Annotated in this window: 19 protein-coding genes; 14 read left to right on the top strand and 5 right to left on the bottom strand. The window is 71.3% G+C overall.

All coding sequences use genetic code 11. The features are described 5' to 3' along the window. Window positions 1–25 precede the first annotated feature (25 nt). The 8 genes from AC0VY3_RS24975 (at window position 26) to AC0VY3_RS24940 (ending at window position 18,996) form a co-directional block, all read left to right on the top strand. Complete coding sequence (locus AC0VY3_RS24975; protein ID WP_475550651.1) at window positions 26–2,221, top strand: hypothetical protein; 2,196 nt, start codon at window positions 26–28, stop codon at window positions 2,219–2,221. A gap of 98 nt (window positions 2,222–2,319) precedes the next feature. After that, complete coding sequence (locus tag AC0VY3_RS24970; RefSeq protein ID WP_475550650.1) at window positions 2,320–8,382, top strand: hypothetical protein; 6,063 nt, start codon at window positions 2,320–2,322, stop codon at window positions 8,380–8,382. A 497-nt stretch (window positions 8,383–8,879) separates the two neighbouring features. Beyond that, window positions 8,880–9,182: a hypothetical protein gene (locus AC0VY3_RS24965; protein ID WP_181011099.1), complete on the top strand. Its 303-nt coding sequence runs from the start codon at window positions 8,880–8,882 to the stop codon at window positions 9,180–9,182. Window positions 9,183–9,671: 489 nt separating this feature from the next. Then, window positions 9,672–11,252 carry a TIGR02677 family protein gene (locus tag AC0VY3_RS24960; protein ID WP_103512490.1) on the top strand — a complete coding sequence of 527 codons (1,581 nt, stop codon included), beginning with the start codon at window positions 9,672–9,674 and terminating at the stop codon, window positions 11,250–11,252. Further along, on the top strand, window positions 11,249–12,481 hold the full coding sequence (locus tag AC0VY3_RS24955) for a TIGR02678 family protein (RefSeq protein WP_475550649.1): 1,233 nt from the start codon (window positions 11,249–11,251) through the stop codon (window positions 12,479–12,481). The genes AC0VY3_RS24960 and AC0VY3_RS24955 overlap by 4 nt, the downstream gene beginning before the upstream one ends. Beyond that, window positions 12,478–16,593, top strand: a complete 4,116-nt coding sequence (locus tag AC0VY3_RS24950; RefSeq protein WP_475550648.1) for a TIGR02680 family protein — start codon at window positions 12,478–12,480, stop codon at window positions 16,591–16,593. Before AC0VY3_RS24955 ends, AC0VY3_RS24950 begins: the two co-directional genes overlap by 4 nt. Beyond that, the gene (locus AC0VY3_RS24945) at window positions 16,584–17,843 is read left to right on the top strand and encodes a TIGR02679 family protein (RefSeq protein ID WP_475550647.1); all 1,260 of its coding nucleotides are present in this window, start codon (window positions 16,584–16,586) and stop codon (window positions 17,841–17,843) included. The genes AC0VY3_RS24950 and AC0VY3_RS24945 overlap by 10 nt, the downstream gene beginning before the upstream one ends. Window positions 17,844–18,495: 652 nt before the next feature. Then, window positions 18,496–18,996, top strand: coding sequence for a GNAT family N-acetyltransferase (locus tag AC0VY3_RS24940; protein ID WP_103512493.1), 501 nt, complete (start codon window positions 18,496–18,498; stop codon window positions 18,994–18,996). A gap of 73 nt (window positions 18,997–19,069) precedes the next feature. Here AC0VY3_RS24940 and AC0VY3_RS24935 read toward each other — a convergent pair whose 3' ends face one another. The 4 genes from AC0VY3_RS24935 to AC0VY3_RS24920 all read right to left on the bottom strand — a co-directional run bounded on the left by AC0VY3_RS24935 (window position 19,070) and on the right by AC0VY3_RS24920 (window position 21,971). Beyond that, window positions 19,070–19,351, bottom strand: coding sequence for a transposase (locus AC0VY3_RS24935; protein ID WP_475550646.1), 282 nt, complete (start codon window positions 19,349–19,351; stop codon window positions 19,070–19,072). 79 nt (window positions 19,352–19,430) lie between these two features. Further along, on the bottom strand, window positions 19,431–20,174 hold the full coding sequence (locus AC0VY3_RS24930; RefSeq protein WP_103512494.1) for a sulfite exporter TauE/SafE family protein: 744 nt from the start codon (window positions 20,172–20,174) through the stop codon (window positions 19,431–19,433). Continuing rightward, complete coding sequence (locus tag AC0VY3_RS24925; protein ID WP_475551732.1) at window positions 20,171–20,536, bottom strand: rhodanese-like domain-containing protein; 366 nt, start codon at window positions 20,534–20,536, stop codon at window positions 20,171–20,173. The genes AC0VY3_RS24930 and AC0VY3_RS24925 overlap by 4 nt, the downstream gene beginning before the upstream one ends. Before the next feature lie 76 nt (window positions 20,537–20,612). Further along, complete coding sequence (locus AC0VY3_RS24920) at window positions 20,613–21,971, bottom strand: MBL fold metallo-hydrolase (RefSeq protein ID WP_475550645.1); 1,359 nt, start codon at window positions 21,969–21,971, stop codon at window positions 20,613–20,615. Between the two features lie 400 nt (window positions 21,972–22,371). Between AC0VY3_RS24920 and crcB (AC0VY3_RS24915) the strand changes: the two genes are divergently transcribed. From crcB (AC0VY3_RS24915) to AC0VY3_RS24900, 4 genes are all read left to right on the top strand, one after another. Continuing rightward, window positions 22,372–22,857 (top strand): fluoride efflux transporter CrcB, encoded by a 486-nt coding sequence (gene crcB / locus AC0VY3_RS24915; protein ID WP_475550644.1) that lies wholly within the window; start codon window positions 22,372–22,374, stop codon window positions 22,855–22,857. Continuing rightward, window positions 22,854–23,201, top strand: a complete 348-nt coding sequence (locus tag AC0VY3_RS24910) for a DUF190 domain-containing protein (protein ID WP_103512497.1) — start codon at window positions 22,854–22,856, stop codon at window positions 23,199–23,201. Before crcB (AC0VY3_RS24915) ends, AC0VY3_RS24910 begins: the two co-directional genes overlap by 4 nt. Beyond that, complete coding sequence (gene crcB / locus AC0VY3_RS24905; RefSeq protein WP_242742752.1) at window positions 23,198–23,572, top strand: fluoride efflux transporter CrcB; 375 nt, start codon at window positions 23,198–23,200, stop codon at window positions 23,570–23,572. The genes AC0VY3_RS24910 and crcB (AC0VY3_RS24905) overlap by 4 nt, the downstream gene beginning before the upstream one ends. A gap of 414 nt (window positions 23,573–23,986) precedes the next feature. After that, window positions 23,987–24,409, top strand: coding sequence for a hypothetical protein (locus AC0VY3_RS24900; protein WP_475550643.1), 423 nt, complete (start codon window positions 23,987–23,989; stop codon window positions 24,407–24,409). A 92-nt stretch (window positions 24,410–24,501) separates the two neighbouring features. Here the strand turns inward: AC0VY3_RS24900 and AC0VY3_RS24895 are convergent, their stop codons facing one another. After that, window positions 24,502–24,840 (bottom strand): thioredoxin family protein, encoded by a 339-nt coding sequence (locus tag AC0VY3_RS24895; protein WP_475550642.1) that lies wholly within the window; start codon window positions 24,838–24,840, stop codon window positions 24,502–24,504. Window positions 24,841–25,028: 188 nt separating this feature from the next. Between AC0VY3_RS24895 and AC0VY3_RS24890 the strand changes: the two genes are divergently transcribed. Further along, a complete protein-coding gene (locus tag AC0VY3_RS24890; RefSeq protein ID WP_103512502.1) occupies window positions 25,029–25,355 on the top strand; it encodes a rhodanese-like domain-containing protein in 327 nt (108 codons plus the stop codon). A 101-nt stretch (window positions 25,356–25,456) separates the two neighbouring features. Next, window positions 25,457–26,845, top strand: a complete 1,389-nt coding sequence (locus tag AC0VY3_RS24885) for an MBL fold metallo-hydrolase (protein WP_103512503.1) — start codon at window positions 25,457–25,459, stop codon at window positions 26,843–26,845. The last annotated feature ends 22 nt before the right edge of the window (window positions 26,846–26,867 follow it).

Below are 26,867 nucleotides of genomic sequence, written 5' to 3'. Positions count from 1 at the left end.
TGACCAGGCTCTCCTGACGTCTGCCATGACGGGGGGCTACGACGCCGTCCCCGGCCGGGAATGCAGTCGACTGCGGCGCTATCTCGAAGCTGTTGTCGCGGCCCGTCCGGCGCCGGTGCACACCACGGTCGCCTTCAACGCCGTGTACTTCGGGTACGAGCTCGGCGGCGACGGCTACGGCGGAAGCCCGCTGTGCCTCGATGATTTTCCGGTCATCACTTTCGGTGAGTGCGCTCCCGTGCTCCCGGTCGGGGCCATGGTGTGTGTCGCCACCGGATCGGACCCGCTTTACGCGGAAATCGTCTACAGAGAGGGCGCGCACGCGGAGGTGGACGCGCTCGGTGACGTACCGGCTTGGGTGTCGGGGGCGCCCGCGGGCGCCGAGGGCCCGGGTAGACCGGGTACAGACGCCGAACCACGGCGCAGGGAGCTGCTGGTGCCGGACCTCCACGCCTTCGGTCCGGCACTGAGTCTGTCACCGGCCCAGCTTCATCGCTTACGCACGCGCGGGCGATGGATCAATGAGGACGGGCATGTCGTCGTCGACGTGCGCTATCCGTCCTTGCAAGCAACCCGGCGCGACGATCTGACGGCCTACGCGGACCATCTCCTGACGACGGCTCGGGAACAGCTTCTCAGCCCCTTCGTCCCTGTTTCCCTTGCCTCCCTGGTCGGCGGCACGCACGACGACGATCTGCGGGCGGGACTGCTCGGTCTCCTCGACACGGTGCGGGGTGTCCTCAACTCCAGTGCAGTGTTGCGCACCTGGGGCCACTATGCCCTGACCCGTACCTCCCTCGCGGACTGCTGGCGGGACACCGGACCGCTGGGCGGCGACGACCTCAGATCTCTCGTGGCCGCGGTTGAGCGCGCGGCTACCCCGGCGAGGCGGCGACACGGCCTCGCCGCTCCGGTCGCTGTGTACACGGCGGTCGGACCACGGCTCCGCGGTTTTCCCGGGGCGGAGGAACGGCTCAGGGGCGTGGGGTACGCCGCTGCGGTGTGCCGGTCGAACGTGGCGCTTGCCGACGTGGTCCAAGGGGACAGCGAGCAGGGCCTGTTCGGCAACGGCTCCCGGATCACCCTCGATGACGCTTTCGAGGGAGGAGGGGTGTGGCGGTCCCACCATCCTGGTGACGCAGAGGCACCCGGAGGCCCCCTGGTCCCGGCCGGGCGAGGCTGGAACTCCACACTGCCCGCACCGCCGGAGCCGGAAACGGAAGTGGAGCTTGAACCGGTAGACGCGCCCCTCGCCGACGACGACGCCCTCGGCACCGGCGATCTCCTGCGAAGCGACGCGCAGGAGATCGTCTGGAGGGCGCCCCTGCGGCTGGCCCATCTCATCGGCGGCTGGTTTCCCCTGCACCCGTTCGTCGCGCAGGACTTTCGCCGGCCCCGCGGCGCGCACCCCACGCTTCGCCTCGAACTCGACCATGCTGGTGAGACGTTGGACGAGAAGGAGGCGGTGCAGTACGTCGCGGCCGAACTCGGGGACGACTCGGGTCGGTTGGCGGGAATCGTCTGGCCCGGTGACTTCTTCCCCGGCCTGATGCTGGAGCTGCGCCGGCTCCGTGGCGACACGGTGATTCGGCTGGCCACGAGGCGGTTGAAGGACCGGGCGCAGGCCGGTGACCGTGAGACGGGGCACTGTTACGACCCTCGCGTGCTCACCAGGGAGGACGTGCCGGGCAGCAGCCACCACGGTGACAGCGCGGTCGGGCTGGGTCCCCGGCAACTGGTGATGCGCACCGTGCGCCGTTGCGGTCTGCTCACTCCGGACGGTCACGCCCTGATGGACCGGTCGGTCCTGCCGAGCGCGGTCTATGGGCGCCGACCGGCCCGGTCGCAGGCCGCCGCCCTGGACTCGGCCGTCGCGGAACTGCTCGCGGAACGTCTTCTGGAGCCGGCTCTGGGCAGCCGGGACGCCTGGGGGCAGCCGCACTTCCCGCCGCGGGACGGACAGCGGACCATTCTCCTCATTGGTTACCGCCCAGCCAGGCCGCGGGTGATACGTCCCTGGGGCGGTGGCGAACCGGGCGGTGAGGGACTGCGCGGCGCTCAGTTCGTCGCAGGTCATCTGCGACGCCTGCGGCCGGGGTGCCTGCCCAGCGACGTTCAGCGCGCGGCCTTCCGGGAGCACTGCCGAAGGCTCGGCAAGGCGGACGGCTGGGAACTGCCGTACGGCTACACGTTCGTGACCGAGCACGCGCGCGGCCGCTGACCTTTCACGGGTTCGCGAGTCCACGGCTCCGGCCCTCTCTTTCCCTCCCGTCACCCACAGACATCTTCCTGTCACCAACGGAAACGGAGTGCGTGTACATGCAGGACCGCTACCGCGTAGTCACAGGGCCGCCGTGGTCCCCGCCGAGCGTCTCGGCCGAGGTCCTGGGAGGCTTGGCCGCCGCGCTCAACGCCTTGCAAGCCCCGGCCGTGGCCGCCCTGAACGACCTCACGGCGGACATGGTGGAACTCGCTTTCAACTCCCTGAGGCCCAAACACCGCCAGGAGTTGCTCACCAGTCTGGGCATTCGCATGTCGGCCCCTCGACGGGTGAGCAGTGCCCTGTGCCGGGACGTCCTCACCAGGCTGCGGCGCGAGTTGCGGCAGCACGCCTGCACATGCGGGATCAAGGGACTCACGGTCACCGTGATGAAACAGATGGGCGAGTTCGTCCTGGCGCACGACGGGGAGCCGGTACCCGACCCTGTTGCCCGGTGGGGCGCCACGCTGGTCCGGGCCACCGTGTTCGCATGGTGCAACGCCTCCGTCACCGATGCCCACATCCTTGCCTGGGCGGCGGACCAGGACTGGTTCGGGGCGACGGCCGACGACGAGGAGGCTGCCCGGCTCGCCGCCGTCGCTGCCGCGGCGCGGCCTCTAGTGGAGGCGTACCCCGATTTCGTTCTTGGTGCGGCGGAAGACGACGGGCTGGCGCTCGCGGAGGAGAGTGAACCAGGGGCCGCTGCCGTCGCCGACCGGCCGGGCACCAGCGCCCCCGCATCACGGGCCGCGGCAGCGGACACCGGTACTTCGCACGAGGAGACCGCTACCGCGTCCGACTGCACCGGGACCAAGGCCGGGACAGCTCCCGAGGAAGCATGTCAGCAGCTGGAATCCGCCTTGGCGGGGGCCCGCCAGGCCGCTGAGAAGGTCACCGAAGCGGTCATGGACGGCCGCCCTCCGCAGGACGAGGACCTGGCTCGGCTTGCTGCGCTGAGCACTGTTTTCAACGACGTGGAAGCGGTGTTCCGGGCCGCGGGCATCGAGGGGGTGCCTCGTCGTCTGGAGGACATCACGCGCGCTGCACACGCACACCGGACAGCGCGGGAGCGTGATCTCCAGGCCCGCGAGCCGCTGCGGGAACTGCTGGATGTCGCCTGCCGCCCGGACTGCTCCGCCGCTGCCGCCGCTGCCGCCGAGGCCGTGCGCGGGGCGGCTCGCCGCCTGCTGGACGTGCCGGTGTGGGAGGAGCTGCAATACGAGGAGAGCGCCGCGCTCGCCGCCCTGGCCCGGCTCATCAGGCTGGGACGACAGGCGGATGCCGCCACGGAGATCCTGGCACTGCAGGGACAGGTCGTACGGGTCCTGCCGACGTGCGCCATGGCCGTGCTCATCGCTCCCGAGCTGACACTGGACCAGCCGGTGGACGCTGACCCGTACCCCGCCGGGTCCGACGAGGCCTACGGCACCGCCGAGCCCGCCGACGCCGAGACGACCGCAGAACACGAAACCGTGCAGTCGGCCGCATCGACCGAGGCGATCGCGGCCCAGCCCGCCGCCGAGCCGGAAGCCACGACGACCGCCGTGCCGGTCCACGCACCCAAGGCAGACGCCAGGCCTGCCGCCGACAGCGACTCGGCACTCCCCACGTCCGCTGGCGCGCCCGTCCAGGCACCCGCTGCACCCACGCTTTCTCCCGTTGATGACACGCCCGTCCGAGCAACGGCCCCGGCGTCGGACGACGCCACCGATGAGGCCGCAGTTGAGGGGGCCCTGGTGCAGCTGGTCGTGGAGCGGCGATTCGGACTCGCCCACCATGTGGCAAGGGCCGTCGGCCACCCCGAGCCCCAGGTGGCGGCGATCCGCCTGGCCGGTGCCGCCGCGCTGCTCACCTCCGGGGACAGCCAGAGTGCCCGGCTGACGGCGGACCTACTCCAGGAGTACGGCGGATATGCGGGCCAGGACACCGAGGGCAGCGAACTTCTCCTGCTGCCCGCCCTGCTGCGTACCGCGCTGATCACCGGTGACCACGCTGCAGGCGCTCAGCTCAAGGCGCTGGTGCCGAGGCTCCCGGACCGGCTGGGGGAGGCGGCGGCCGCCGTCGCCGACCGTGCCCTCAGCGGCGCCCTGCTGATCGCCTCGCCGCTGGTCGCCGACGTCTCCGAGACCGAGGTCCGGCTGCGGGAACTGCGCGATCAGAGCCGTGCCCTGCTCTCGCCGCAGCGGCTTCGGTTCGCACGGGCGACGGAGATCGCCAAACGCTGGCTTGCCCCCGATGACGGGATGCTCGGATCGCTGCTCACGACTGTCGTCGGCGACGACCGCGAAGCGCTGCAGCAGGTGCGGGAGCAGGCCGATCGGCTGTCGAAACTGGCCGAGGTCAACAGCGAGATCGACCGCATGGACCGCAAGTACCGCTCGTCCAGCGGTAAGCCGCTCCAGGGCTCCGGGCGGCAGGATCTGGTGCATCTCGTGGAGCGGGCCGTCAGCCTGGTCAAGGAGTGGTGCCTGGCGGTCGACGGCACCCGTCGCGGCGACCGTTCCGACGGCAGCCGGTCGGTCAAGGAGATCTCCTCCCTGCGCCAGTCCCTGCTGGACGGCAGGGAAGCGGCGCTGGGCGAACTGGAGCGGTTGGCGCGGCGCCCGGACGCCCTCTCGGGCGCGATGGCCTGGGCGGCCCACGCCTCGATGGAGGACCTGTTCGCGCTGCTGGCTGACGCCACCGTGACCACGCGTTCCGGTGGTCCCGTCGACCCAGCGCTCGTTCTGGACGCGGAGCTGCTGAAGGTGTGTGACACCCGTGACGAGCGGCCGTCGCCCGACGAACTGTTGACCGCGGTCCACCGGAGCTGGCAGGAGGCTCTGGACGAGCGGCTCTCCCACGACGCGTTCACCGCGGCCCGTGACATCGTCGAGCTGGCCGGCCGTGGGCTGTTGCCTGCCTTTGGGGCGGGGGAGTTCGTCCCGCCTGCGGAAGCCGAGATCGACGACAGAGAGACCACCCGGCGTGCGCAGCTGCGGAAGGCACACGACGCACTCGTCGCCGAACTGCACCGTGCGCAGGCCGACGGTGCCGTGACCGAGGACCAGGACCTGGGCCTTCAGGAGTTGCTCGCCGACGCCCAGAACAGCCTCGACAGAGGTGACCGACACGACCTGCTGCACGTGCGGCAGGCGCTCGACACGGTACGGGGTCGCCTGCCGGCCTTCCGGGAGCAGGCAGCGGATCGAATCCGGGCTCGGCTCGACGCCCTGGACCCCTCCGTGGAGGAGCGGGCCCAGGTCCTGCGGCGCCTGGAGACGAACGACCTGGCCACCGCTGCCGACCTCGTCTACTTCCTGGAGATCGGCGAGCCGGTCCCGGAGATCGAGGGTGGCGAGTCCCATCTGACCGAGTTCTTCCCGGCCGTGCCCGACGGCCTGCCCGGAGGGATCGACCATGAGCTCGTCGAGCTGGTCCGGTCCGGCGGCAAGCATCCGATGGTCCCCGTCCTGGACTACGGCAGCCTCTCCACCGACGAGGCGGCGCTGGCGGCCGATGCCCTCGGCGAGTGGCGCGCGCTTGCCGTCACCGAACGCAAGGACCGGCTCCAGGTGGCTCCGACGCGACAGGTGCCGCCTCTCCTCAAGCTCCTCGGTTACGACGCCAAGAGCGCCAGGCCGCTCGACGACCGATCCCAGCACCGGCGGGAATACCGTCTCTTCGAAGCGACCGGCGTGGAGATCAACGGTAGAGCGAAAGCGCCCGCGTTCGGCTCGCAGATCAAGGAGCAGGGCGGCAACCTGCGGGTGATGATGGTCTGGGGCAGGCCGCCCGCCAAGGTTGTCATGAGCTGGGCGGAGCGCGACACCAGTGGAGCGAGCCTTCTCGTCGTCTACTTCGGCACGCTGAGCCGTGAGGCACGAGTCGAACTCGCCGCCGGTTCCGACCGGTTGCAGCCGCTGCTCGTGGTGGACGATGCCGCCCTCGCCTATCTCGCGGCCTGCGGCAACCGCCAGGTCAGCGCCGCCACGCAGACCCTGCTGCCCTTCTCCGGCGTCAACCCGTACATCAGGGAGAAGCGCGGCCGGATCGGCGGCGAGATGTTCTACGGCCGCGACGCCGAACGCAAGAGCATCCTCGACCCGCGCGGCACCCAGGTCATCTACGGCGGCCGGGGCCTGGGCAAGTCGGCGCTGCTCGCCGACGCCGGGGAACTGTTCACGGAGCAGCGCCCCGGATATCACCAGACGGTGTACGTCAACCTCGACCAGGAGAACATCGGCAAGGGCAGCTCGCGCGGGCCGGAGGCGCTGTGGAGCGTCCTCCTGAGAGAGCTGACCGCGGCACAGGTACTCGATGACCGGCCGCAGGGGCGCGGAAAACGACAGGAGACCTCCGAGCGGGTGCGCGCCGGCATCCGGGCCTGGCTGGATGGCGACTCCCGTCGCCGACTGCTGATCCTGCTCGACGAGTGCGACCAGTTCTTTGAGGCCGACGCCCCGCGGTTCGACCAGACCAAGAAGCTCAAGGGCCTCGGGTCCGACACCAAGGACGCGGCAAAGGTTGTCTTTGCGGGACTTCACTCCGTGCAGCGCTTCTCCAAGCTCGCGAGTAACGGGCCGTTCGGCCACCTCGCTCAGACCCCGAAGGTGATCGGCCCGCTGGCTCCCCAGTCGGCTGCGGAGCTGCTGGTCGTGCCGATGCGGGCGCTCGGGTTCGAGTTCAAGGACCTGGATCTCGTCAACCGTGTGCTCGGTTACTGCTCGTACCAGCCGTTCCTGCTGCAGATGTTCGGGCACCGACTGGTCGAGCTGATGCACCGCAGACGGACTCGGCGCGGCGCCGGGCAACCCCCTTACGAGGTGGAGGTGACCGACATCGAGATCGTGGAGTCGGACGCCGCGCTCCGGGAAGGCATCTCGGCGGCTTTCAAGGACACGCTGAGCCTCGACCACCGCTATGACGTGATCGCCAATGTGCTGGCGTACCACGCCCGCCATCACGGCCTGGAGGTGCGGCTGAGCGACACCGAGCTGCGCGAGGAGTGCGAGACGTACTGGCGCAAGGGGTTCGAACAGCTCGACACTGAGGGTTTCCGCGCCTACCTCTCAGAGATGGTGGGTCTCGGTATCCTCGCGCCCAACCACGACGGACTGGGCTGGCATCTGCGCGGTCCCAACGCCCTGCGCATGATCGGGACCTCGCACGAGGTGGAGGCACGTCTGCTTAGGGCCGAACAGGACTGTGAATTGCAGGAGAGCATCGTGCAGGAGGGCCGCCCCGAGCTCCCCGACGAGCGGCCGGCTCCGCTGACCAACACCCAGCTCGACGACCTCCTGGGCGAGCGGTCCAACCGGACCCGAGTCGTCCTCGGCAGCACCGCCACCGGAGTCACCGACGTCGCCCGGACGTTGCGTACGATCGCCGGACCGATCGACGGCTGGACGCTGCCACCCGTGGGCAAGCCCAGCGTCTACAAACAGGAACTCACCGGCGGACGCCCCCGAGAACGACGGGTCGTCATCAGCGACTTCGTCAACTACCGGGATCCGGTCCGGCCCGAGACCTGCCGCGAAGCCGTCGACCTGGCCGAGACGCTGCTGCCCGCCACTTCGGGGGTCACCCGCGCGGTCGTCATCGTCACCGACCCCGCTCAGCTCACCCTGTGGCGCTCCCTGCTGACGGGAACCGAGCCCACCTCGGCCGCACCGGTGGTGCTGCGTAGGCACGACCATCGCAGCCTGCGCGGCTGGGCCCAGCGCATCAACGTGTTCCACACGGAGGACCGCCTGGACCGTCTCCACGAACTGACCGGCGGCTGGCCGCTCCTGGTGGACCGGGCCCACCGCCTGCACGAGGAATTGGGCGACCCCGACGAGGTGTTGCGCCGTCTGGCCGACCTCCGCGCGGACCGGGCCCAAGCCCGCGCATTCGCCGAGGCGACCGGCGTGTACGAGGATCAGCTACTGGCCGCCGGATACCGGGCCCTCACCGACGAGTTCAAGGACGGCCTCTTCGACCTGGAAGGCGCGGTGACCGCCGTCGCACTCAAGATCGATGATGAGGACGAGGCACGGTGGATCGTCGACTTCCTCGACGCCCTCCAGGTCTTCGATCGCGAGGACACCCAGCTGCGCCTGGAACCGGTGCTCCGGGAGTGCGTGGCGCTTAACGGGTGACAGAGCCGCACGTGCATCGTGACCGGACATGACCGTGGCGATCGCGGGCATGCCGGTCGCGGTTCCGCAGTGGGCGGAGGACCTGTTGCGCCGACGAGAGTGGGGCGTGTCCAGGCGAGACCACGAATCCTGGTAGACCGCGCGATCTCCTCCGTGCTGCTCAAGCTGAACAGACTGCGGCAACCGGATCATCCCGAAGGATCCCGCTCACTCGCCCGCGAGGCCGGGGTGGCCCGACACCGACCCGGCACTGTCCGCCGTGACGCTCGTTTGACGCTCTGGGCCCCTTCAAGCTCGCGAAGATCCCAGCGTGATGATCAGCGTCGAACACAGGGGCGGCCGCAGCGTCAGCATTGCTGTCAGAGGTGCGCCCGACGGTCGTCCCGGCGGCGGGGACCGTGACCAGCAGACCTGCCCGCGCCACGCTGACCTGCACATCGCCTGCGATCTGAGGCAGCAGACCCGCCACGACGAAGTCGGTCGCGCCCATCAGGAACGTGCTCAGGACGAGCGCGTACCCGGCCGACGGAGGCCGGGTGCCGGACGCTCTCGGCCCGAACGACAGCGGTGGCCTGTATCTCGTCGCCCTCGGCTCCGGCGTGGTGGTCGGCTGGCGCGCCGAGGGCGTCCTGCGCCCCACGGCCATCGCCCACTCCCGCGAGCAGGATCTCCAGAACCGCATCCGGCTGTCCGGTATCCGCACGGCCCTGAACACATCGCGCTCGCCGAGATCCTTCAGGAGCCGGGCCCTTCGCGTGGCATCTCACGAACAGGGACTCCTGCTCGTGACCCCCGGCTGAAGCGCTGGCTCGGCATCACTGTTCACGGGCCTGCTCGGCACTTTCACGGGGCTGACCGTCCGAAGGGCGGCGCCGCTACACGCTGACGGGAACTCATCGATGCGCGTGGGGCAGGCGGAGCTGCGCGTGATGATCCTCGGGCGGGCGATCTCGGCGAAGCCGGGGCCGAGCTCCTCGCCGGGGAGGAGCCGTTCGATGGAGGAGGTGCCGGCACTCGCGCTCACGGCGGGGCCGCGGGGCCTCTGGGCTCTTCGGCCCGCTGCGATGCCTGCGAGACCGTACGAGTGACGCCTTCTTGCCCGCCGACGGCGGTGGTTCGGCGAGGGCGCGCTGAGGTGGGGTGTTCCCGGAGGTGGGGCGCGCCGCGCCCTGTGGCGGGGTCCGGAGGTGAACGGCCCGAACCGTATTATTCCGGCCACTCCTACGGGAATCAGACAGGAGTGTTCGTCCCCGCCGGTGGCTGCCCCGGGTGGGGGACAATGGGGGGCGATGACCGCCACCCCCTCGGCCGGTCCGGCTGCCGAGCCGGACCGATTCGGCCCCTTCGCCCACCTCACTGTGCCGAACACCCCGCTCTACCGCCACGTGATGCGGGTGTTCCTCGTCGCCAAGGAGCGGTTCGCGGTGCATCTGCGCCCCGAGGAGGTGCACGCCGCACTGCCGGCGGACATCCGCCCTGCCGAACTGGAGGCGGTCGCCGCCGCGCTCGACAGGCTCGTCGTCTGGGGCAATCTGCGGGCCGATCCGGACACCGCGCGGGTCACGGCCGTCGAGGATTTCTACCGGAAGCGGTTCATCTACCAGCTCACGCGCGAGGGGGAGGCCGCCGAGGCGGCGCTGTCCGTCTACGACGAGGCGCTCGGCCGGCGGGGCGCTCTTCAGGTCGTCGCGCTGCACGACATCGTCACCCAGCTGCGTGCCCTCCTCGTCCTGGCCGCGGAGGAGGAGCCCGACCCGGCCAAGGCACACCTGGCCCTCGACACGCTGGCCAGCCGTTTCGCCGCGCTCGCCGACAACGCGCGGGCCTTCATGGGGTCGCTCCAGCGGACCATCGACCTGCACGACGTCGAGGAGGAGGTCTTCCTCGCGTACAAGGACCGGCTCATCCAGTATCTGGAACGGTTCATCCAGGACCTGATCACGCTGGGAGGGCGGATCGCCCGGCTGATCCTGGAGCTGGAGGAGGACGGTCGGGTGGATCCGCTGCTGAGGGCCGCCGCCCGGCGCGAGGCCGCCGACGCCTCGCCGGAGGAGACCGCCGACGCCGAGCGGGAGGTGTACGAGCGGTGGGCCGCGCGCTGGGAGGGGCTCGGCGCGTGGTTCATGAGCAGGGACGGGCGCGAGTCGCAGGCCCGGCTCCTGCGCGGCCGGGCATTGGGGGCGATTCCACAGCTCCTGGCGGTCGTACGGGCGCTGCACGAGCGCCGGGCAGGGCGCTCGGACCGGTCCGCCGACTTCCGGACCCTGGCCCGCTGGTTCGCCGAGGCACCCGACGACGACGCCCGGCACCGGCTGTGGCGAACGGCCTTCGGTCTCTACCCGGCCCGGCACCTCACCGTCGACGCCGACACTCTCGCCGCGCGGGCCGCGAAGCCCGTTCCGGCCGCCACACCGTGGGCCGGCGCTGAGCCGCTGCGGATCAGCCCCCAACTGCGCCGCACAGGCAGCTACGAGCGGCGCGGCAAGCCCCGCAAGGTCGAGGACCGCGAGACGCGGCGGCGCGCTCTGGCCGAGGCGGCCGCCAAGCAGGCCGCGGAGACGGCCGCCGCCCGCGTCCGGCTCGTCACCGACGGCGTCACGCGCCTGTCCGAGCTCGGCGACCTCGACCCGGCCTCCTTCGGCCTGTTCCTGCACCTTCTCGGCGACGCCCTGGCCACATGGCGCCCAGGGATGAGGCACACCGTGACCACCAGCAACGACGGCTCCATGGAGATCCGGCTCACCGCGCTCGCCGACGGCACCACAGCGGAAGTCCGTACGCTCGGCGGAGTCTTCAGTGGCCCGGACCACCTCATCGAGATCGTCGACCTGACGGACGGCACCCCGACGGACGGAGCCCCCGGCCGATGACCACTTCCCTCGCCGAGGTGCTGGACGGCCAGCACGCCGCCGACCTGCGCAAGGCTGCGCGCGCCCTGCTGAAGCATCCTCTCCTCCTCGCGCGCGGCCGCGACGCGGACGAGTTCCGCCTTGTCCGCCGGCATGCGCCCGAACTCCGTGAGTGGTTCGACCGCAACACCGGCTGGTCCCTCCATGTGGACGCCGAGACGGCACGGCTGCGCAAGATCCCCGGCGTACTGACCGACGCCACGCACCCGGCGCGCGAGGCGAGCCGCGGCGCCACCCCCTTCACCCGCCGTCGCTACGTTCTGCTCTGCCTCGCGCTCGCCGCCCTCGAACGCGGCGAGGCCCAGATCGCCCTCGGGCGCCTCGCCGACCAGATCGTCCTCGACGTCGCCGATCCCCGACTCGCCGCGACGGGCATCGAGTTCGCCCTGGAGCGCCGTGACGAACGCCGCGACCTCGCCGCCGTCGTACGGCTCCTGCTCGACCTCGGCGTGCTGCGCCGGGTGGCGGGCGAGGAAGATGCGTATGTCAGCGGGGCGGGAGACGTCCTCTACGACGTCGAACGCCGGGTACTCGCCGGTCTTCTGGCCTCCCGCCGCGGCCCCTCCACCGTCCATGCCGAATCCCTCGACGACCGCCTCGCCGAGCTCGTTGCCGAGACCGCCCTGGACAGCGACGAACTGCGCTTCCGTGCTGTGCGCCGCTCGCTCACCCGCAGACTGCTCGACGACCCGGTGCTCTACTACGAGGACCTGACCGATGCCGAACTCGGCTACCTCACCCGGCAGCGCGGCTTCCTCATCGCCAAGATCACAGAGATGACCGGACTGGTCGCCGAGGTGCGGGCCGAGGGGATCGCCATGGTCGACCCCGACGACGACCTCACCGACCTCCGCATGCCCGAACAGGGCACCCATGGCCATGTCACCCTGCTGCTCGCTGAGCACCTCGCTTCGGCCGCCGGCCCGGTGACCCTCGACGGCCTGGCACTTCGTGTCCGTGAACTTGCTGCCCAGCACGGCGGCTTCTGGTCGAAGTCCGCGCGGGATCCGGGCATGGAAGCCGAGCTCGTCGAACAAGCCGTCGCCCGGCTCACGGCCCTGGGCCTGGCCACCCGTACGCCCAACGGGATCGCGGCCCGCCCCGCCCTCGCCCGGTACGCGGTCGGCGAGACCGTCATCCGAGAACCCGCCTCCGCCACCGTGCCTCCGCAGCGAAAGGCCGCCTCGTGACCCGCCTCCCCACACCGCTGCGTTCCCGCTGGCAGCCCCTGCGCGCCGGACTCGTCGACCTGTTCCACTACGACGTGGAGGAGTTCCACTTCCGGGACGGACGCCTGCTGCTCCGGGGCAACAACGGCACCGGCAAGTCCAAGGTGCTCGCCCTGACCCTGCCGTTCCTGCTCGACGGCGACCTCAGCCCACGCCGCGTCGAACCCGACGGCGACCCGGGCAAGCGGATGGAGTGGAACCTGCTCCTCGGCGGCGAGCACCCGCACACCGAACGACTGGGCTACACCTGGATCGAGTTCGGCAGGCTCGACGACACGACCGGCGAGCAGCACTTCCGCACGCTGCTGTGCGGGCTCAAGGCCGTCAGCGGGCGGGGTATCGCCCGACACTGGTACGCCGTCACCCGCCAGCGCGTCGACCACGGCTCCACCGAACGCACCGAGGAGACCTTCCGGCTGCTCGACGCCACCGGCACGGCCCTGTCACGGGACCGGCTCGCCGAGGCGGTCGCCGGACACGGCATGGTGTACGACCAGGCCAAGGTGTACCGCCGAGCCGTCGACGAAGCACTCTTCGGCCTCGGGGAGCAGCGGTACGCCGCCCTGGTCGACCTACTCATCCAACTGCGCCAGCCCCAGCTCTCCAAGAGGCCCAACGAAGCCGCCCTCTCCCGGGCCCTCACCGAGGCGCTGCCGCCCATGGACCAGGCCGTCATCGCCGACGTGGCCGAGGCGTTCCGGTCCCTGGACGAGGAGAAGGACGAGCTGGCCGCCGCGTCCGCCGCCGAGCGGGCCGCTTCCGCCTTTCTGGACCACTACCGGCGGTACGCCCGGATCGCGACTCGGCGCCGCGCCCGGCTCCCGCGCGCCGAGCACTCCCGCTACGAGCGTGTGCAACGCGATCTGGCCGAGGGCCAGGAACACCGGACCCGCGCCGAGGAGAAGCGAGCAGCGGCCGAAGAGGAGATCAGCTCCCTGGCCGAGACGGGGGAACGCCTGCGGGCCCAGGAGAAAGCGCTGCGCGAGGCGCCCGAGATGCGCGACGCCCGGGAGCTGGAGCACGCTGCTCAGGCCGTGACGCGAACGGCGCGGGCGGCGGACCGGGCGCGGGAGGACCGGGAGCAGGCGGACGCCCTCCACACCAAGGCGCTCGGGCGGCTCGGGACCGCCGACAACCGGCTGCGTGCGGCGCGGGGCCGGGCCGAAGAGACCTACGCCCAGGTGCGGGAGCAGGCAGCCGCCGCGCACGTGGCCCTGCCGGCGGACGACCTGCTGCCCGAGCCCGGATCGCGGCGCGCCGTCGAGGACGCCGTGGCCCGCGCCCAGCGGGCTCTCGCCCACGTCGATGACCGCCTCGAAGCGTCCGGGCAGGCCGCAGACGCGCACCGCCGGGCGTCCGGCCTTCTGGACGAAGCGGAGACCGACCTCACGCAGGCCGCCGAGACGCACGCCGAGGCCGAGGAGAACGCGACGCGGGCAGGCCGGGCCCTCCTGGACGACGTACGCGAACGCGCCCGCGCCTGGCAGGAGCTGTCCTACTCCGACGAGACCGGCCTCCTGGACGAACTCCAGGAGTGGACCCATCACCTCGCCGGCCCCTACCCGGCGCGGGTCCACGCCACCCGGGCGCACACCGCCAGCTCGGCGGACCTCGCCGACCAGGCGGCCGAAGCGGCCCGCAAGACCACGGAGCTGGCAGAGCGCACCGACGAGGTCCGTCGGGAGTTCGCCGCGCTGAAAGCCGGTACCGGACGCGAGCCCCAGCCCCCGGCGACGCGCACTCCCGGCCTGCGTGAAACGCTGCCGGGCGCGCCGTTCTGGCGCCTGGTCGACTTCCGTGACGAACTGCCCGAAGCGGACCGAGCCGGGCTCGAAGCTGCGCTCGAAGCCTCCGGCCTCCTCGACGCCTGGGTGCTGCCCGATGGTTCCGCCCTTGCGGTGGACGGACACGACGTCCTGCTCTCCCCGTCGCACGGGCCGGCGAGCGGCCCCTCGCTGGCGGACGTGCTGTGCCCGGCCGTGGACCACGGCGAACGGCGGGCCGCCGCTGTGGACGAGGCGACGGTGACCCGACTGCTCGCCGCCATCGGTCTCGGCGGCGGGGCAGAAGCCGCGACATGGGTGGCACCCGACGGGCGCTTTCGGGTCGGCGCGCTCACCGGTACGTGGGCCAAGCCCGCTGCCGCGTACATCGGCGAGGGCGCGCGCGAGGCGGCGCGCCGGGCCCGCGTCGCCGCGCTCGGCATCGAACTCGCCTCCCTGGGCGAGGAGTCAGGGACCGTCGCGGCTCGGTCCGACGCCATCGCGGCACGCCGTCGCACGCTCGACGCCGAGCTCGCCGACGTCCCCGACGAGTCGCCGCTCACCCGGGCGCACGCGCTCGTGAGCGCTGCGACCGAGACCGTACGCAAGGCCCGTGCCCGGTATGAAGGGCGTGTCACCGAGGTCGCCGAGGCGGCCGGGCACGCCGAGCGGGCCGCCGTCGAACTCGCCGAGGCTGCCGACGATCTGGGGCTGCCCGCCGACCGGGCCGGACTCACCGTTGTGCGTCACGCCCTCGGCTCCCTCGCCTCCGCGTTGGCGGCTCTGTGGCCCGCGCTGCGCGAACAAGGGGAGGCCGCACGGCAGGTGGACGACGAGCGTGCCGACGCGGCCGAGGCGGAGCGGCGGGTCGTCGACCTCGCCCAGCGGGCGGAAGAGGCGGCGCGCGAGGCGGCGGCGGCCGACGAGCGGCACCGGACTCTGCGTTCCACCGTCGGCGCCGCCGTCGCCGAACTCGAACGGCGCCTCGCCGAGACCATCGAGGCACAGCGGATCTGTGAGACCGACCAGAGGAACGCCCGCCAGCGTCACGCTCAGGCGGACCGGGAGGCGAGCCGGGCCGAGGGGCGGATCGAGCAGTTGGACAAGGACCTCGCCGAAGTCGTTGACGCACGTGCGGAGGCCATCGCCGCGCTCCAGCGCTTCACGGCCACCGGCCTGGTCGCGGTCGCGCTGCCCGAGCTCACCGTCCCCGCCTCGGACGAGGGCCCCTGGGCCGCCACCCCGGCCATCGTGTTCGCCCGCGCCATCGACTCCGGTCTGTCGTCCGTCGACGACACGGACGCCGCCTGGGAACGCGTTCAGCGCCGGCTCAGCGAGGAACACAAGTCGCTGCAGGACACCCTGTCCCGGCACGGACACAGCGCTTCTGCCCGCATGGTCGAGGACGGCATGGTCGTCGACATCGTGTATCAGGGCCGTGAGCGCGCCGTGCCCGAACTCGCCGAAGCGCTCGCCACGGAGGTCGGCGAGCTCACCCGCATCCTGTCCGCGCACGAACGCGAGATCCTCGAAACCCACCTGATCACCGAGGTCGCCGGCACCCTTCAGGAACTCATCGGTGCCGCCGAACGGCAGGTGCGCACCATGAACACCGAACTGGAGGACCGCCCCACCTCGACCGGCATGAGACTCCGCCTGGTGTGGCGGGCCTCGCGCAAGGCCCCGTCCGGACTGGCTCAGGCCCGCGAGAGGCTGCGTCAGTCCGCGGACGCCTGGACTCCGGAGGACCGTGCGGCGGTGGGCGAGTTCCTCCAGGCCCAGATCGCCCGCCAGCAGTCCGACGACGGCTCGGGCAGCCGGCTGGAACACCTCACCGCCGCGCTCGACTACCGCTCCTGGCACGAGTTCGGCGTCGAACGCCACCAGCACGGGCGCTGGGTGCCGGCCACCGGCCCCGCCTCCGGCGGCGAACGCGTCCTCGCCGTGTCCGTACCGCTGTTCGCCGCCGCCTCCTCGCACTACGCCAGCGCGGGCAGCCCGCACGCGCCCCGACTGGTCACCCTCGACGAGGCGTTCGCCGGCGTGGACGACGACTCGCGCGCCAAGTGCCTCGGCCTGCTGAGCGCCTTCGACCTCGATGTGGTCATGACCAGCGAACGGGAGTGGGCCTGCTACCCGCAGGTGCCCGGCATCGCCATCGCCCAGTTGTCCCGGATCGACGAGGTGGCGGCGGTTCTCGTCACCCGCTGGGAGTGGGACGGTACGCGACGGCAGCGCCGCGAGGACCCCGTACGGCACCCGCCCCAGGACACTCCCGGCCGCCAGGAGCCCGAGCCGCTGTGGAACTGACCCACGGGCCTGAGCCCGGGACCGAAGGGGTCGACAGTCCGCGGCTCGCCCGGCTGCTCGGCACACCGGACCTCTCCTGGCTCGTCGAGCGAGCGCGGCGACGGCTGGTGGCCGGGCAGTCTCTGAGTGGTTCCGTGTCCCTGGGCGATCCCACTCCGGCCCAGCGGGCGGCGGCCGAACGACTTCTCGCCCGGGCCCCCGGCGGCGGCAGGTCGCTGACCGTACGGCTGGACGCGGTCGACGCCGTACTACGCCGCTCGGGCGCCAGCCCCGGCGGCCTGGCCGCCGCCGTCGAGGCGCTCACCGGCCCTGTCGTCCCGCTCGCCCAGGCCCGACACGAGGAGGAGACCGCGTGGGAGGGGGCGCATGCCCCTCTCGAAGAGCTCACCGCAGCGATCCCTCCGCTGGCGGACTGGGCCGCCCGGGTACGGGCCGACGGCCTGGCACGACGCCTCGGCCGCACCCCCGACACCACGCGCACCCTGCTCGCCGGGGTGTGCGCCGCTCTGCGCGTCCTTCCCGCCGATCCGGCCGTCTCGCTGCCCGCGTTCGCCGCCCAGGTCCTCGGCTCGGCCCACGCCCTCGACGACGGCACACCGCTGGCCACGCTCACCCTGTCCGGGGCCCGCGCACTGACCGACTTCCCCGACGGCCAGGGCGCCGAATGGAGACGTGAGGCGTGGGCCTCGGCGGGACTGCTCCGGGACGAGTTGTCCTCGACCGTCCTGACCCTGAACCTACGTGGCGCCCCGGCCCTGGACCGGATGGCCGAGGAAGGCGAACCGTTCGTGCTCACCCTTCGCCAGCTCACCCGCCGGCCGCCGTCCGGCGCCCCTCCGGCGGTGTGGATCTGCGAGAACCCGACCGTCCTCGCGGCGGCGGCCGACACCCTCGGCCCCGCGTGCCCGCCCCTGGTCTGTCTCCAGGGGCAGCCCTCCGCAGCCGCACTTACTCTGCTCCGTGGACTGCACGAACACGGTGCGACCCTGCACTACCACGGTGACTTCGACTGGGGCGGGCTTCGCATCGCCGGAGTCCTTCACCGCCGCGTCCCGTGGCGGCCCTGGCGTTTCACGGCCGCGGACTACCGCGCGGCCGTGGCCCGTAACGCCTCACCCACTCCGTCATCACTCGCCGGCGCCCCGACAGATACCCCGTGGGAACCCGCACTCGCGGAAGCCGTCGCGGAACTCGGCGTACGTGTCGAGGAGGAGAGGGAACTGGCGCTGTTGCTGTCCGACCTTGCGTGAGGTGGCTGGGCAATCAGGCACAAGGCGTCGCTCGGGGCCGGCGTGGTGCCACGCATCCGACTGGGTCTGCGCTATGGGCGTTACGTGTGTTAGGTGCGGTGTCTTGACGCATGTTCGACGCACGAGCGGCGCAGTTTCTGATGCATCGTCATGCGTGCCCGGTGGTCGCCGGGTGAAGCCCTCAACCGTGTAGCCGTAGCTGCCTCGAGGTGGTTGGGGCACTGGCTGCCGAGCTATCGGCTGACCCTGCCCGTCCCTGGTAGGGCAGTGACGTTCCGTAATGCTAGGTGGGGGTGTCCGGTGTGTGTTGTGTCAGGGCCGTACGGGCGCCAGTGCCCGAGAAAGGGCCTGGGGTCGTCGGCTTGTGGTGCGGGGACGCCGGGCAGCCGGGGCGATGTGTTCAGCGGGGCGGGGCGCTCCGCGCGTACTGACCCCCAGCGATCCACGCTTCGGCTTCGGTCCGGGCCGGGGAGGATCTCGCCCCGGATGCGTAAGGGGCTCACGACTCCGTCAGCCGGATGGCGTGGAGACGGATGGCGCGTTGTCGCCGAGTGCGCCGAGGGTCCCCCCGGATCAGGGCGTGCGTGGAAGTGCTGTTCCGGGGTTCCTGGGCTCGCGCGGAACGTGGTCCTGGCCATGTGATCCTGGTGCCATGACTGATCACCGCGAGGTTGCCATCGTCCGCTGGCCAGGCCGGACCCCTCCGATCGAGGACGGCCTGGCCGGCTTGCTGGCGGCCTACCATCTGCGGACTGAGGCCGAGAAGGGGAAATCGGTTGCCTCGGTGGACGGGTTGCCGGATCGCTACCGGGCAGAGATCACAGACCCTCGGACCGCGTTCGCTGGTGATGTGGTGCTGGTGGCTCTCCTGGGGGACGCCGCCGCAGGTTGTCTGGTGCTGACCTCCCCGGCCAACGAGCCGTCGGAGATCAAGAGGCTCTGGACCAACCCTGAATTCCGTGGCCGGGGCATTGCGTCCGCATTGCTCGGAACTGCGCTCGTCCACGCCAAGGAGAACGGCGTGGACACCGTCCGGCTCTCGGTGTGGGAATGGCGGGCCGGGGCCATCGCGCTGTACGAACGACTCGGCTTCACCGTGGCCGAGTCATGGGACGAGCGGGATCAACTGGTCTGCATGCAGCGCGCTGCATGAGTGGTCACAGCCACTCGTTGATGGCCGCGAGAAGGACGGTCGCCTCGTATCGGACCGCAACGTAGCTGAGGTCCTACGTGATCGCACCCTTTGCATCGGCCAGGGACTGGAGCTGGGCGAGGACCCTGTTGCAGGTGCCGTTCCGCTGCCATGGGCGGAAAAGGTCGTAGATCCGGCCCCGCGGCCCGTACTCCACGGGCACATCTCGCCACGGCACACCGGTACGGACCCGGAATCCGATGCCGTCGATCAACTGCCGCCGAGGCCAGACGGGCGGCCGCCCCGTCCTGGTGCCCTTCGGCAACAACGGCTCCAGCATCGCGCACTGCTCGTCCGTGCGATCTCCCCGCCCCATGAACCGAGATCATGCTCGCTCAAGATCCGCTTTCGATACACGGCCTGGCGCCGGACGGCCCGCCGGTCATCCGCACCGCTCAGACGATCACGTCGGCGAGCATGAAGACCGCCACCGCCAGCAGGACGTAGGCGAAGATCCGTTGCAGCGTCTCGCCGGTGATCTTGGCCGCGAGGCGTTTGCCGTCCCAGGCGCCGAGGATCGCCGCACCCGTGAAGGGGGCGATCACCTCCCAGCGCAGGTCTCCGCCCGTCCCCGTCCGTGCGGTGAGCGCGGCCAGCGAGTTCACGGTGATGACCAGCAGGCTGGTGCCCACCGCCTGCTTCATCCGCAGGCCCAGAACGCCCACCAGGGCGGGAACCGCGAGGAACCCTCCGCCGACGCCGAGAAGTCCCGTCACGGCTCCGAGTCCGGCCCCGGCGCCGGCCGCCTTCGCGGGCCGTATCCGCTCCGGCGGCTCGGACCCGGTCGGCCGGAGCATCCGCACCGCGGCCAGCGCGGCGACGACCGCGAAAGCCCCGGTGAGCAGCGCCGCCGGGACGCGCTCTGCAACTGATCCGACGAGGAACGCCGGTACGACGCCCGCGAGCGCGAACAGCGCACCGGTCTTCCAGGCGACGTTGCCGTCCCGGGCGTGGGCGTAGAGGGCGGTGGCCGAGGTGGCGGTGACGATGATCAGGCTGGCGGTGGTCGCTGCCGCCGGGGAGAACCCGAGCAGGTAGATCAGCGCCGGGACCGCGAGCACGCTGCCACCGCCACCGAGAGCACCGAGGGCCAGGCCGATGACGGCCCCGGCGACCAGGGCGAGGATCAGGACACTCACGTTATCGAGCCGCCGTTGCCGCGTTCGTCCACGATCGGGTACCCGGCAGCGGCCCAGGCGTTCATGCCGCCCCTGACGTCCACCGCGTCCGCACCCCGTTCCGCCAGGAGCTTCGCGGCCTGCTGCGAGCGGCGACCGCTGCGGCAGATCACCACGAGCGGACGGCCCTGCGCGGATGCGGGCAGCGCAGCCCCCGCAGCCAGACCGGTCAGTGGGGCGTGGACCGCGTCCGGGGCGTGCCCGGACTTCCATTCGGGCTTTTCCCGTACATCCAGCAGCACGGCTTCGGGCCGCTCCCCGCCGGTGCGTGTGCGTGCCTCGTCCACGGACAGGCGCTGTCGGCTTCTGCGGAAGAGGAACATCGTCGATGTCACCTTTCTCGTCTCTCGTCTCTCGTTCGGAGCTGTCACCTTGCCTGGACGGCCAGGCGTTGCCGGCTCAGCCGGTGATGACGGTCAGTCCGGCCTCGGCGGCGGCGTCGAAACCGTCGTCCACGGCGACGACCCGTCGTCCGGCGGCGTCCAGCAGAGATGCCGCGATGCCCGCGCGCATGCCGCCCGCGCAGTGCACCCACACCGTCGCGTCCGGGACTTCGCCGAGACGGCGGTGCACCTCATGGATCGGGATGTGGAGCGATCCCGCTATCCGGCCCTCGGCACGCTCGGAATCGCGGCGCACGTCCAGAACGACGACTCCGGCCGTGTCCTCGGCCGCCAGTTCCGCGAAGGTGGCGCGCGGGAAGGAAGCGGCGCTCTCGCCGTCGCGGAGCCAGGTCGCGGGACCGCCGGTCGCGGCGGCTGCCGGTCGGTCGATGCCGACCCGGACCAGCTCCCGCTGAGCCGCCGCCAACTGCCCGGACGACTCGGCGAGCAGGGTGACGGGCTTGCCCCACGGGATCATCCAGGCCAGGTAGGTCGCGAGCTTGCCGTCCGCCTCGAAGTTGAACGAACCCGCGACATGTCCGTCGGCGAACGCGATCCGGTTGCGCAGGTCCACGACCCACTCACCGGCCGCGAGCCGCGCGGAGATCTCCTCCGGATCGGCGACGGCGGGCGCGGTGAGGTCCACCGGCGCGGGGCCGGCCGCGTTGGCCGGACCCATGTGCGCGTAGTAGGCGGGTATGTCCTCCAAACCCGTGAGCAGGTCGGCGACGAAGGTGTCCACGTCCACGGTCAGAGCTGTGTTGGCCGCCTTCTCCCTGCCGATCGTCGTCGCGTCGCCGTCGGCCTGCGCGGAGGAGCAGAAGCTGCCGAACCCGTGCGTGGGCAGGACCGCCGTGCTGTCGGGCAGGGCATCGGCCAGACGGTGGGCCGAGGCGTGCTGCGCGCGGGCCAGTTCCTCGGTCAGCCGCGGCTCGACCAGGTCCGGCCGGCCCACCGTGCCGATGAGGAGGGAACCACCGGTGAACGCGGCCACAGGCCGGGCCGCCTCGCCGAGGACGTAGGCGGTGTGGTGCGGAGTGTGCCCGGGGGTCGCCACGGCGGTCAGAGTCAGCTCGGCGTCGACGTCCACGGTGTCGCCGTCGGCGACCGGGGTCCGGGCGAACGAGACGCGCGCAGCGGCCGGCACCAGATGGACGGCGCCCGTGATGCGGGCCAGTTCCAGGCCGCCGGTCACGTAGTCGTTGTGGATGTGCGTCTCGGCGACGTGAGTGATCCGCACGCCTCGTCGTGCGGCGGCCGCGAGTACCTGGTCGATGTCGCGAGGCGGATCGACCGCGACCGCCGCCTGCTCGCCACCGGCGAGGTAGCTGCGGTTGCCCAGACCCTCGAGCTCGATGGTGTCGACGAAGAACACGGTGACACTCCCTTCACGCTAAATTACCCCCGGGGGTATACCGCTCACCCTAACACTTTTACCCCGGGGGGTAATTTCGAAGGGTGGCGCCCGTCATGTGCGCACCGCGCGTCGGCAGGCCCCCTGGCTCACGGTCCACAAGCGCTGGGCGGGGTCGGGGGAGTGGTGCCGGATGAGGCTGCGCCGTCCTGCACCACCTGGCCGGAGGGGCCGACGGTGCCCGGCTTTGGCGAGTGGGCAGGGTCGGCCGCTAGTCTGGTGGGAGCGGTGATCTCGTGGTGTTGCCGCGCGGTGGTGGGGCCCGCCGTACCCGAACCGCGGCATCCGCGCCGCCAACGGTCCCTACTTGCGATGGCGCGCGCCCGAGTACGGGTGCCCTGCAGGTAGGAGACGTGTGTCCATGGGAACCCCGTCGTCTCGGCCGGCCGGCGAGCCCGCCGACCCTGATGTCGATCCTTCCATCCGCGAGCGGCGACGTGACGCCGCCCGGGAGCTGTCGCCGGTCATCGCGGTGGTGGCACTCGGGGGTGCGGTCGGGGCCTCCGCCCGGTACGGGGCGTCGCTGATATGGCCGACTGCTGCGAGTTCGATCCCGTGGACGACTCTGGCCGTGAATGCCGTCGGATGTGCGGTGATCGGCGTATTCATGGTCGTGATCTCGGATGTGTGGGCGCCGCACCGGCTGGTGCGGCCGTTCTTCGGCACCGGAGTGCTGGGCGGGTTCACGACGTTCTCGACGTACGCGGTAGGCATCCAGAAGCTGGTGGCCGGCGGCCAGCCCCGTGCGGGGCTGGCGTATCTGGCGCTGACGGTCGTAGCGGCGCTGGTGGCGGTGTGGACCGCCGTGTGGGTGACCCGCCGTGTACTGGAGAGGAGGCAGCGATGACCAGGCTGACGGGCAGAGCCCTGCGGGTGACGATCTTCATCGGGGAGACCGATCTGTGGCACCACAAACCGGTCTACACGGAGATCGTGCACAGGGCCCGCAAGGCCGGGCTGGCGGGCGCGAGCGTGTTCCGGGGGATCGAGGGGTTCGGCGCATCGTCCCTGATCCACACGCAGCGGCTCCTGTCGCTGAGCGAGGACTTGCCGGTGGCGGTGGTCATCGTGGATGCCGAGGAAAAGATCCGCACGTTCCTGCCGGAGCTCGATGAGCTGGTGGAAGAGGGGCTGGTGATCCTCGACGACTGCGAGATCATCCGGTACGTGGGGCGGGAGAAGGACAAGTGAACTGGCTGCTGGTGGTCCTCGGCGGCGCGGTCGGCGCCCCGCTGCGGTTCCTGACCGACCGGGCGGTACAGAAACGGCACGACACCGTCTTCCCCTGGGGCACCTTCACCGTGAACGTGGTCGGCTGTCTGCTGCTGGGTCTGGTCACCGGGGCGGTCACCGCCGGGGCAGCGTCCTCACAGGTGCAGCTGCTGGTCGGCACCGGGCTGTGCGGGGCGCTGACCACGTACTCGACCTTCTCCTACGAGACACTGCGACTGGCCGAGGACGGCGCGAAGTTCTACGCAGGCGTCAACGTGATCGCCGGCGTGGTCGCGGGCCTCGGCGCGGTCTTCCTGGGAGTGGCCCTCGCCGAGGCCCTCTGGGCGTGACGTCTGGCCGCGCTCACCGCAGGTGCCGGGCCGAGACGGCGAGGGTGGCGGTGGAGGACGTGTCGCGACACTGGTTCCTGGCCCGGGCGAGCCGGGAGAATCGCGATTCTCCCTTCCGCCGGTACGCCGGGACTCCATGCCGCCGGCGCGACAGCTCTGGCCTATCCGCAACTACCTGAGTGAGCGGTCCGAGTCGCCCCGACCACCCGGTCACCCGTGGTGCGCCCGGCGGCGGGTCCTGTCTGGCCGACGGAAAGCCGGAGCCGACCCCTTTGCGGGCGGCCCCTCCGCTCGTATCCTGCTGAGCCGTGGCCGTCGAGGTGAGGCGCCGCACGGGGAGGACCGGCGACTGCGGTGGGTGGCCGGCTGCGCTGTGCGCGTGCCGTCGGCGAGCGTCCGATCAAAGGAATGCGCATGAGTCAGATGCCCGGCACGGCCAGATCCGCTCGTGTCGTGCTCTTCGCCGTGGGCGCGTTGAGCGTCGTCGCCGTCGTGTGGCTGGGGGTGGTCGCCGCGATGTTCGAGACCGGCGCCCTGGGCGGGCTGATCTTGGGCATGCTCCTCCTCGCGGCGACCCTGTTCGCGCTGCTCGCCGTGGCCTCGTTCGTTCTCGCGACAAAGTTCACGGGCGGCGGCAGGAAGGTCCGTCTCGGCGCCGTCGTCGTCGGCTGGGTGACCTTCGTCGGCAGCGCGATCGCCGCACTGGCGAGCCACGCGGCGTGGGGTGCCGCCACCCTGGCGGGTGCTCTCTTGCTCGTCCTCTCGGTCGCGACGGCCACCAAAGACTGGTTCGACGTTCCGCACCACGTCAGGATGCCGGCGAGGTGGCCTGAGTGATCCGAGGATCGGGAGGGGGCCGCAACACCTCAACGGCCGGCCCGTAGCAGCCCGGCCCGCCTTGCCGTCCCAGGGCGGGGTGTCCGGCGAGTTCAGGCACGCACCAGGCGTGGCGTGTCCCGAGAGGGCGGGAGCGCGCACAAGCCCCAGGTCGCTGACCCGGGGCTTCGTTCATGAGCGGATTGACGGAATCGACCCCGGACGGCCATCGGGTGGGCATGGACGATCCGGAAGGCGCCGACGAGTTCCGGCTGCGCCTCGGTGTCGACCTTGCCGAAGACGATGTTCTGGTGACGCTCGGCCGCCCGCTCGTGGACGGGGCCGAACATGCGGCAGGGGCCGCACCGTCCTGCCCGGAAGCCGATCAGCACGGTCCCGGAGTCCGTGACGGTCTCCTCGAAGTTCTCCTTGGTCAGCTCGACGGTCGGCATGGGCTCCGCTCTCCCCCTGTACCCGGTGGGGTATATGGAGATTCAGCGGGCGTAAGGGCGGGATTGTTCCGAGCTCCCGCGATCCATTGGCTGTCAGATACCTAGGGGGGTATTTGACAGCCCTGGCGGGAGGCGTTTACCGTCGAAGGCGTAATACCCAGGGGGGTATCTGGAGGTGCATCTCGCTCATGGCTCGTGAAGTGGACCTGGAGACCTTCGCCGCGGCCTGGGTTGCCGGCGCCGTGGTTCTCGACGTGCGGGAGCCGGAGGAGTACCGGGCGGCGCACGTGCCTGGTGCGCACCTCGCCCCGCTGTCCACGCCGGACGCCGCGCTGCCCCGTGTGCCCAAGGAGCGAACGGTGTATGTGATCTGTGCGAGCGGTAACCGCAGTCGGTGGGCCGCAGACCGCCTTGTCGCCGTTGGGGTGGATGCCGTTTCCGTCGCCGGCGGGACCCGGGGCTGGGCCGGCACGGGCCGCCCGGTCGTGACGGGGTCCGCCCCCGGGGTCGCCTGACCCTGCCCCGTTCACGCGGGCCCGCCCCTTCGGGAGCGGGCCGCCTTTTGACCTCTCGGATACCCCCCAGGGTATCCGAGTCATCGCCTACGGAGGTTTCCGTGTTCTTCGCCCAGTACTACCTCGACTGCCTCTCCCAGGCGTCGTACATGATCGCCGACGAGACCACCGGCAAGGCGGTGGTCGTCGACCCCCGCCGGGACGTCTCGGAGTACCTGGCGGACGCCGAGGCTCGCGGCTTCACCGTGGTCGGCGTCATCAACACGCACTTCCACGCGGACTTCGTCGCCGGACACCTCGAGATGGCGGCCGAGACCGGCGCTTGGATCGGCTACGGACGCCGGGCCGAGACCGAGTACCCGATCCGCAAGCTCGCCGCCGGCGAGCCGATCAGCCTCGGCGACGTCACCCTGGAGATCATGGAGACCCCCGGGCACACCCCGGAATCGATCAGCGTGCTGGTCTACGAGCACGGCCAGGACACCGTCCCGTACGGCGTGCTCACCGGTGACGCGCTCTTCATCGGCGACGTGGGCCGCCCCGACCTGCTCGCCTCCATCGGTGTCACCGCCGACGAACTCGGCGCCATGCTCTACGACAGCGTCCAGAACAAGCTGATGGGCCTGCCGGACGAGGTGCGGGTCTTCCCCGCGCACGGTGCCGGATCCGCCTGCGGCAAGAACCTTTCGACCGAGAAGCAGTCCACCATCGGCGAGCAGCGGGCCACCAACTACGCCTGCGCTCCCATGTCGCAGGAGGACTTCGTGGCGATCGTGACCGCCGGTCAGTCCGCCGCTCCCGGCTACTTCGCGTTCGACGCCGAGCTCAACCGCAAGGAGCGCGACCTGTTCGATCCGGCCGTCGCACCGAGGCCGCTGGGTGTCGAGGACTTCACCGGCCTGCGCGCTTCCGGCGCCGTGGTCGTTGACGCCCGTGACCCGCAGGAGTTCGCTGCCGGACACCTGCGCGGCTCGGTGAACGTGCCGGCCGACGGCCGCTTCGCCGAGCAGGCCGGCACGGTCCTGCCCGCCGACGTCGACCTGCTGGTGCTCGCCCCGCAGAACCGCGAGGAGGAGATCGTCACGCGCCTCGCCCGGATCGGCTTCGACCGCGTGGTCGGCTACCTGCGCTCCCCGGACGACGCCCTGACCGCCTTGGCCGACGAGGTCACCCCGGCCAGCCGCCTCACCGCCGCCCAGGTTCGTGCCGCCCTGGCGGGCGACAACCCGCCGGTCGTCATCGACGTCCGCAACTGCGGCGAGCGCGGAGACAACGGATTCATCGACGGCGCCCTGCACATCGCGCTCGGCGAGCTGCCCCGCCGCCTGGACGAGGTTCCCCGCGACCGGCCCCTGGTCCTGCACTGCGCGGGCGGCCACCGCTCGTCGATCGCCGCGAGCGTGCTGCGCCACCACGGCTTCGCCGACGTCTCGGACATCCTCGGCGGCTACGCCGCCTGGGCCTCACCGAACACCCCCGCGACCGTCTGACCGGCCGGCACGCCCGCAGAAC

The sequence above is a fragment of the Streptomyces sp. iso_384 genome, from assembly GCF_056172905.1.
This window is presented reverse-complemented; position numbering and strand designations above follow the sequence as displayed.

Excerpts from the sequence above, each read along its gene's own strand:
- AC0VY3_RS24955 (WP_475550649.1), top strand. The coding sequence starts at position 11,249 with ATGACCACTTCCCTCGCCGAGGTGCTGGACGGCCAGCACGCCGCCGAC.
- crcB (WP_475550644.1), top strand. The coding sequence starts at position 22,372 with ATGGGAACCCCGTCGTCTCGGCCGGCCGGCGAGCCCGCCGACCCTGAT.
- AC0VY3_RS24925 (WP_475551732.1), bottom strand. The coding sequence starts at position 20,536 with ATGTTCCTCTTCCGCAGAAGCCGACAGCGCCTGTCCGTGGACGAGGCA.
- AC0VY3_RS24960 (WP_103512490.1), top strand. The coding sequence starts at position 9,672 with ATGACCGCCACCCCCTCGGCCGGTCCGGCTGCCGAGCCGGACCGATTC.
- AC0VY3_RS24935 (WP_475550646.1), bottom strand. The coding sequence starts at position 19,351 with ATGGGGCGGGGAGATCGCACGGACGAGCAGTGCGCGATGCTGGAGCCG.
- AC0VY3_RS24975 (WP_475550651.1), top strand. The coding sequence starts at position 26 with ATGACGGGGGGCTACGACGCCGTCCCCGGCCGGGAATGCAGTCGACTG.
- AC0VY3_RS24910 (WP_103512497.1), top strand. The coding sequence starts at position 22,854 with ATGACCAGGCTGACGGGCAGAGCCCTGCGGGTGACGATCTTCATCGGG.
- AC0VY3_RS24970 (WP_475550650.1), top strand. The coding sequence starts at position 2,320 with ATGCAGGACCGCTACCGCGTAGTCACAGGGCCGCCGTGGTCCCCGCCG.
- AC0VY3_RS24895 (WP_475550642.1), bottom strand. The coding sequence starts at position 24,840 with ATGCCGACCGTCGAGCTGACCAAGGAGAACTTCGAGGAGACCGTCACG.
- AC0VY3_RS24890 (WP_103512502.1), top strand. The coding sequence starts at position 25,029 with ATGGCTCGTGAAGTGGACCTGGAGACCTTCGCCGCGGCCTGGGTTGCC.
- AC0VY3_RS24940 (WP_103512493.1), top strand. The coding sequence starts at position 18,496 with ATGACTGATCACCGCGAGGTTGCCATCGTCCGCTGGCCAGGCCGGACC.
- AC0VY3_RS24900 (WP_475550643.1), top strand. The coding sequence starts at position 23,987 with ATGAGTCAGATGCCCGGCACGGCCAGATCCGCTCGTGTCGTGCTCTTC.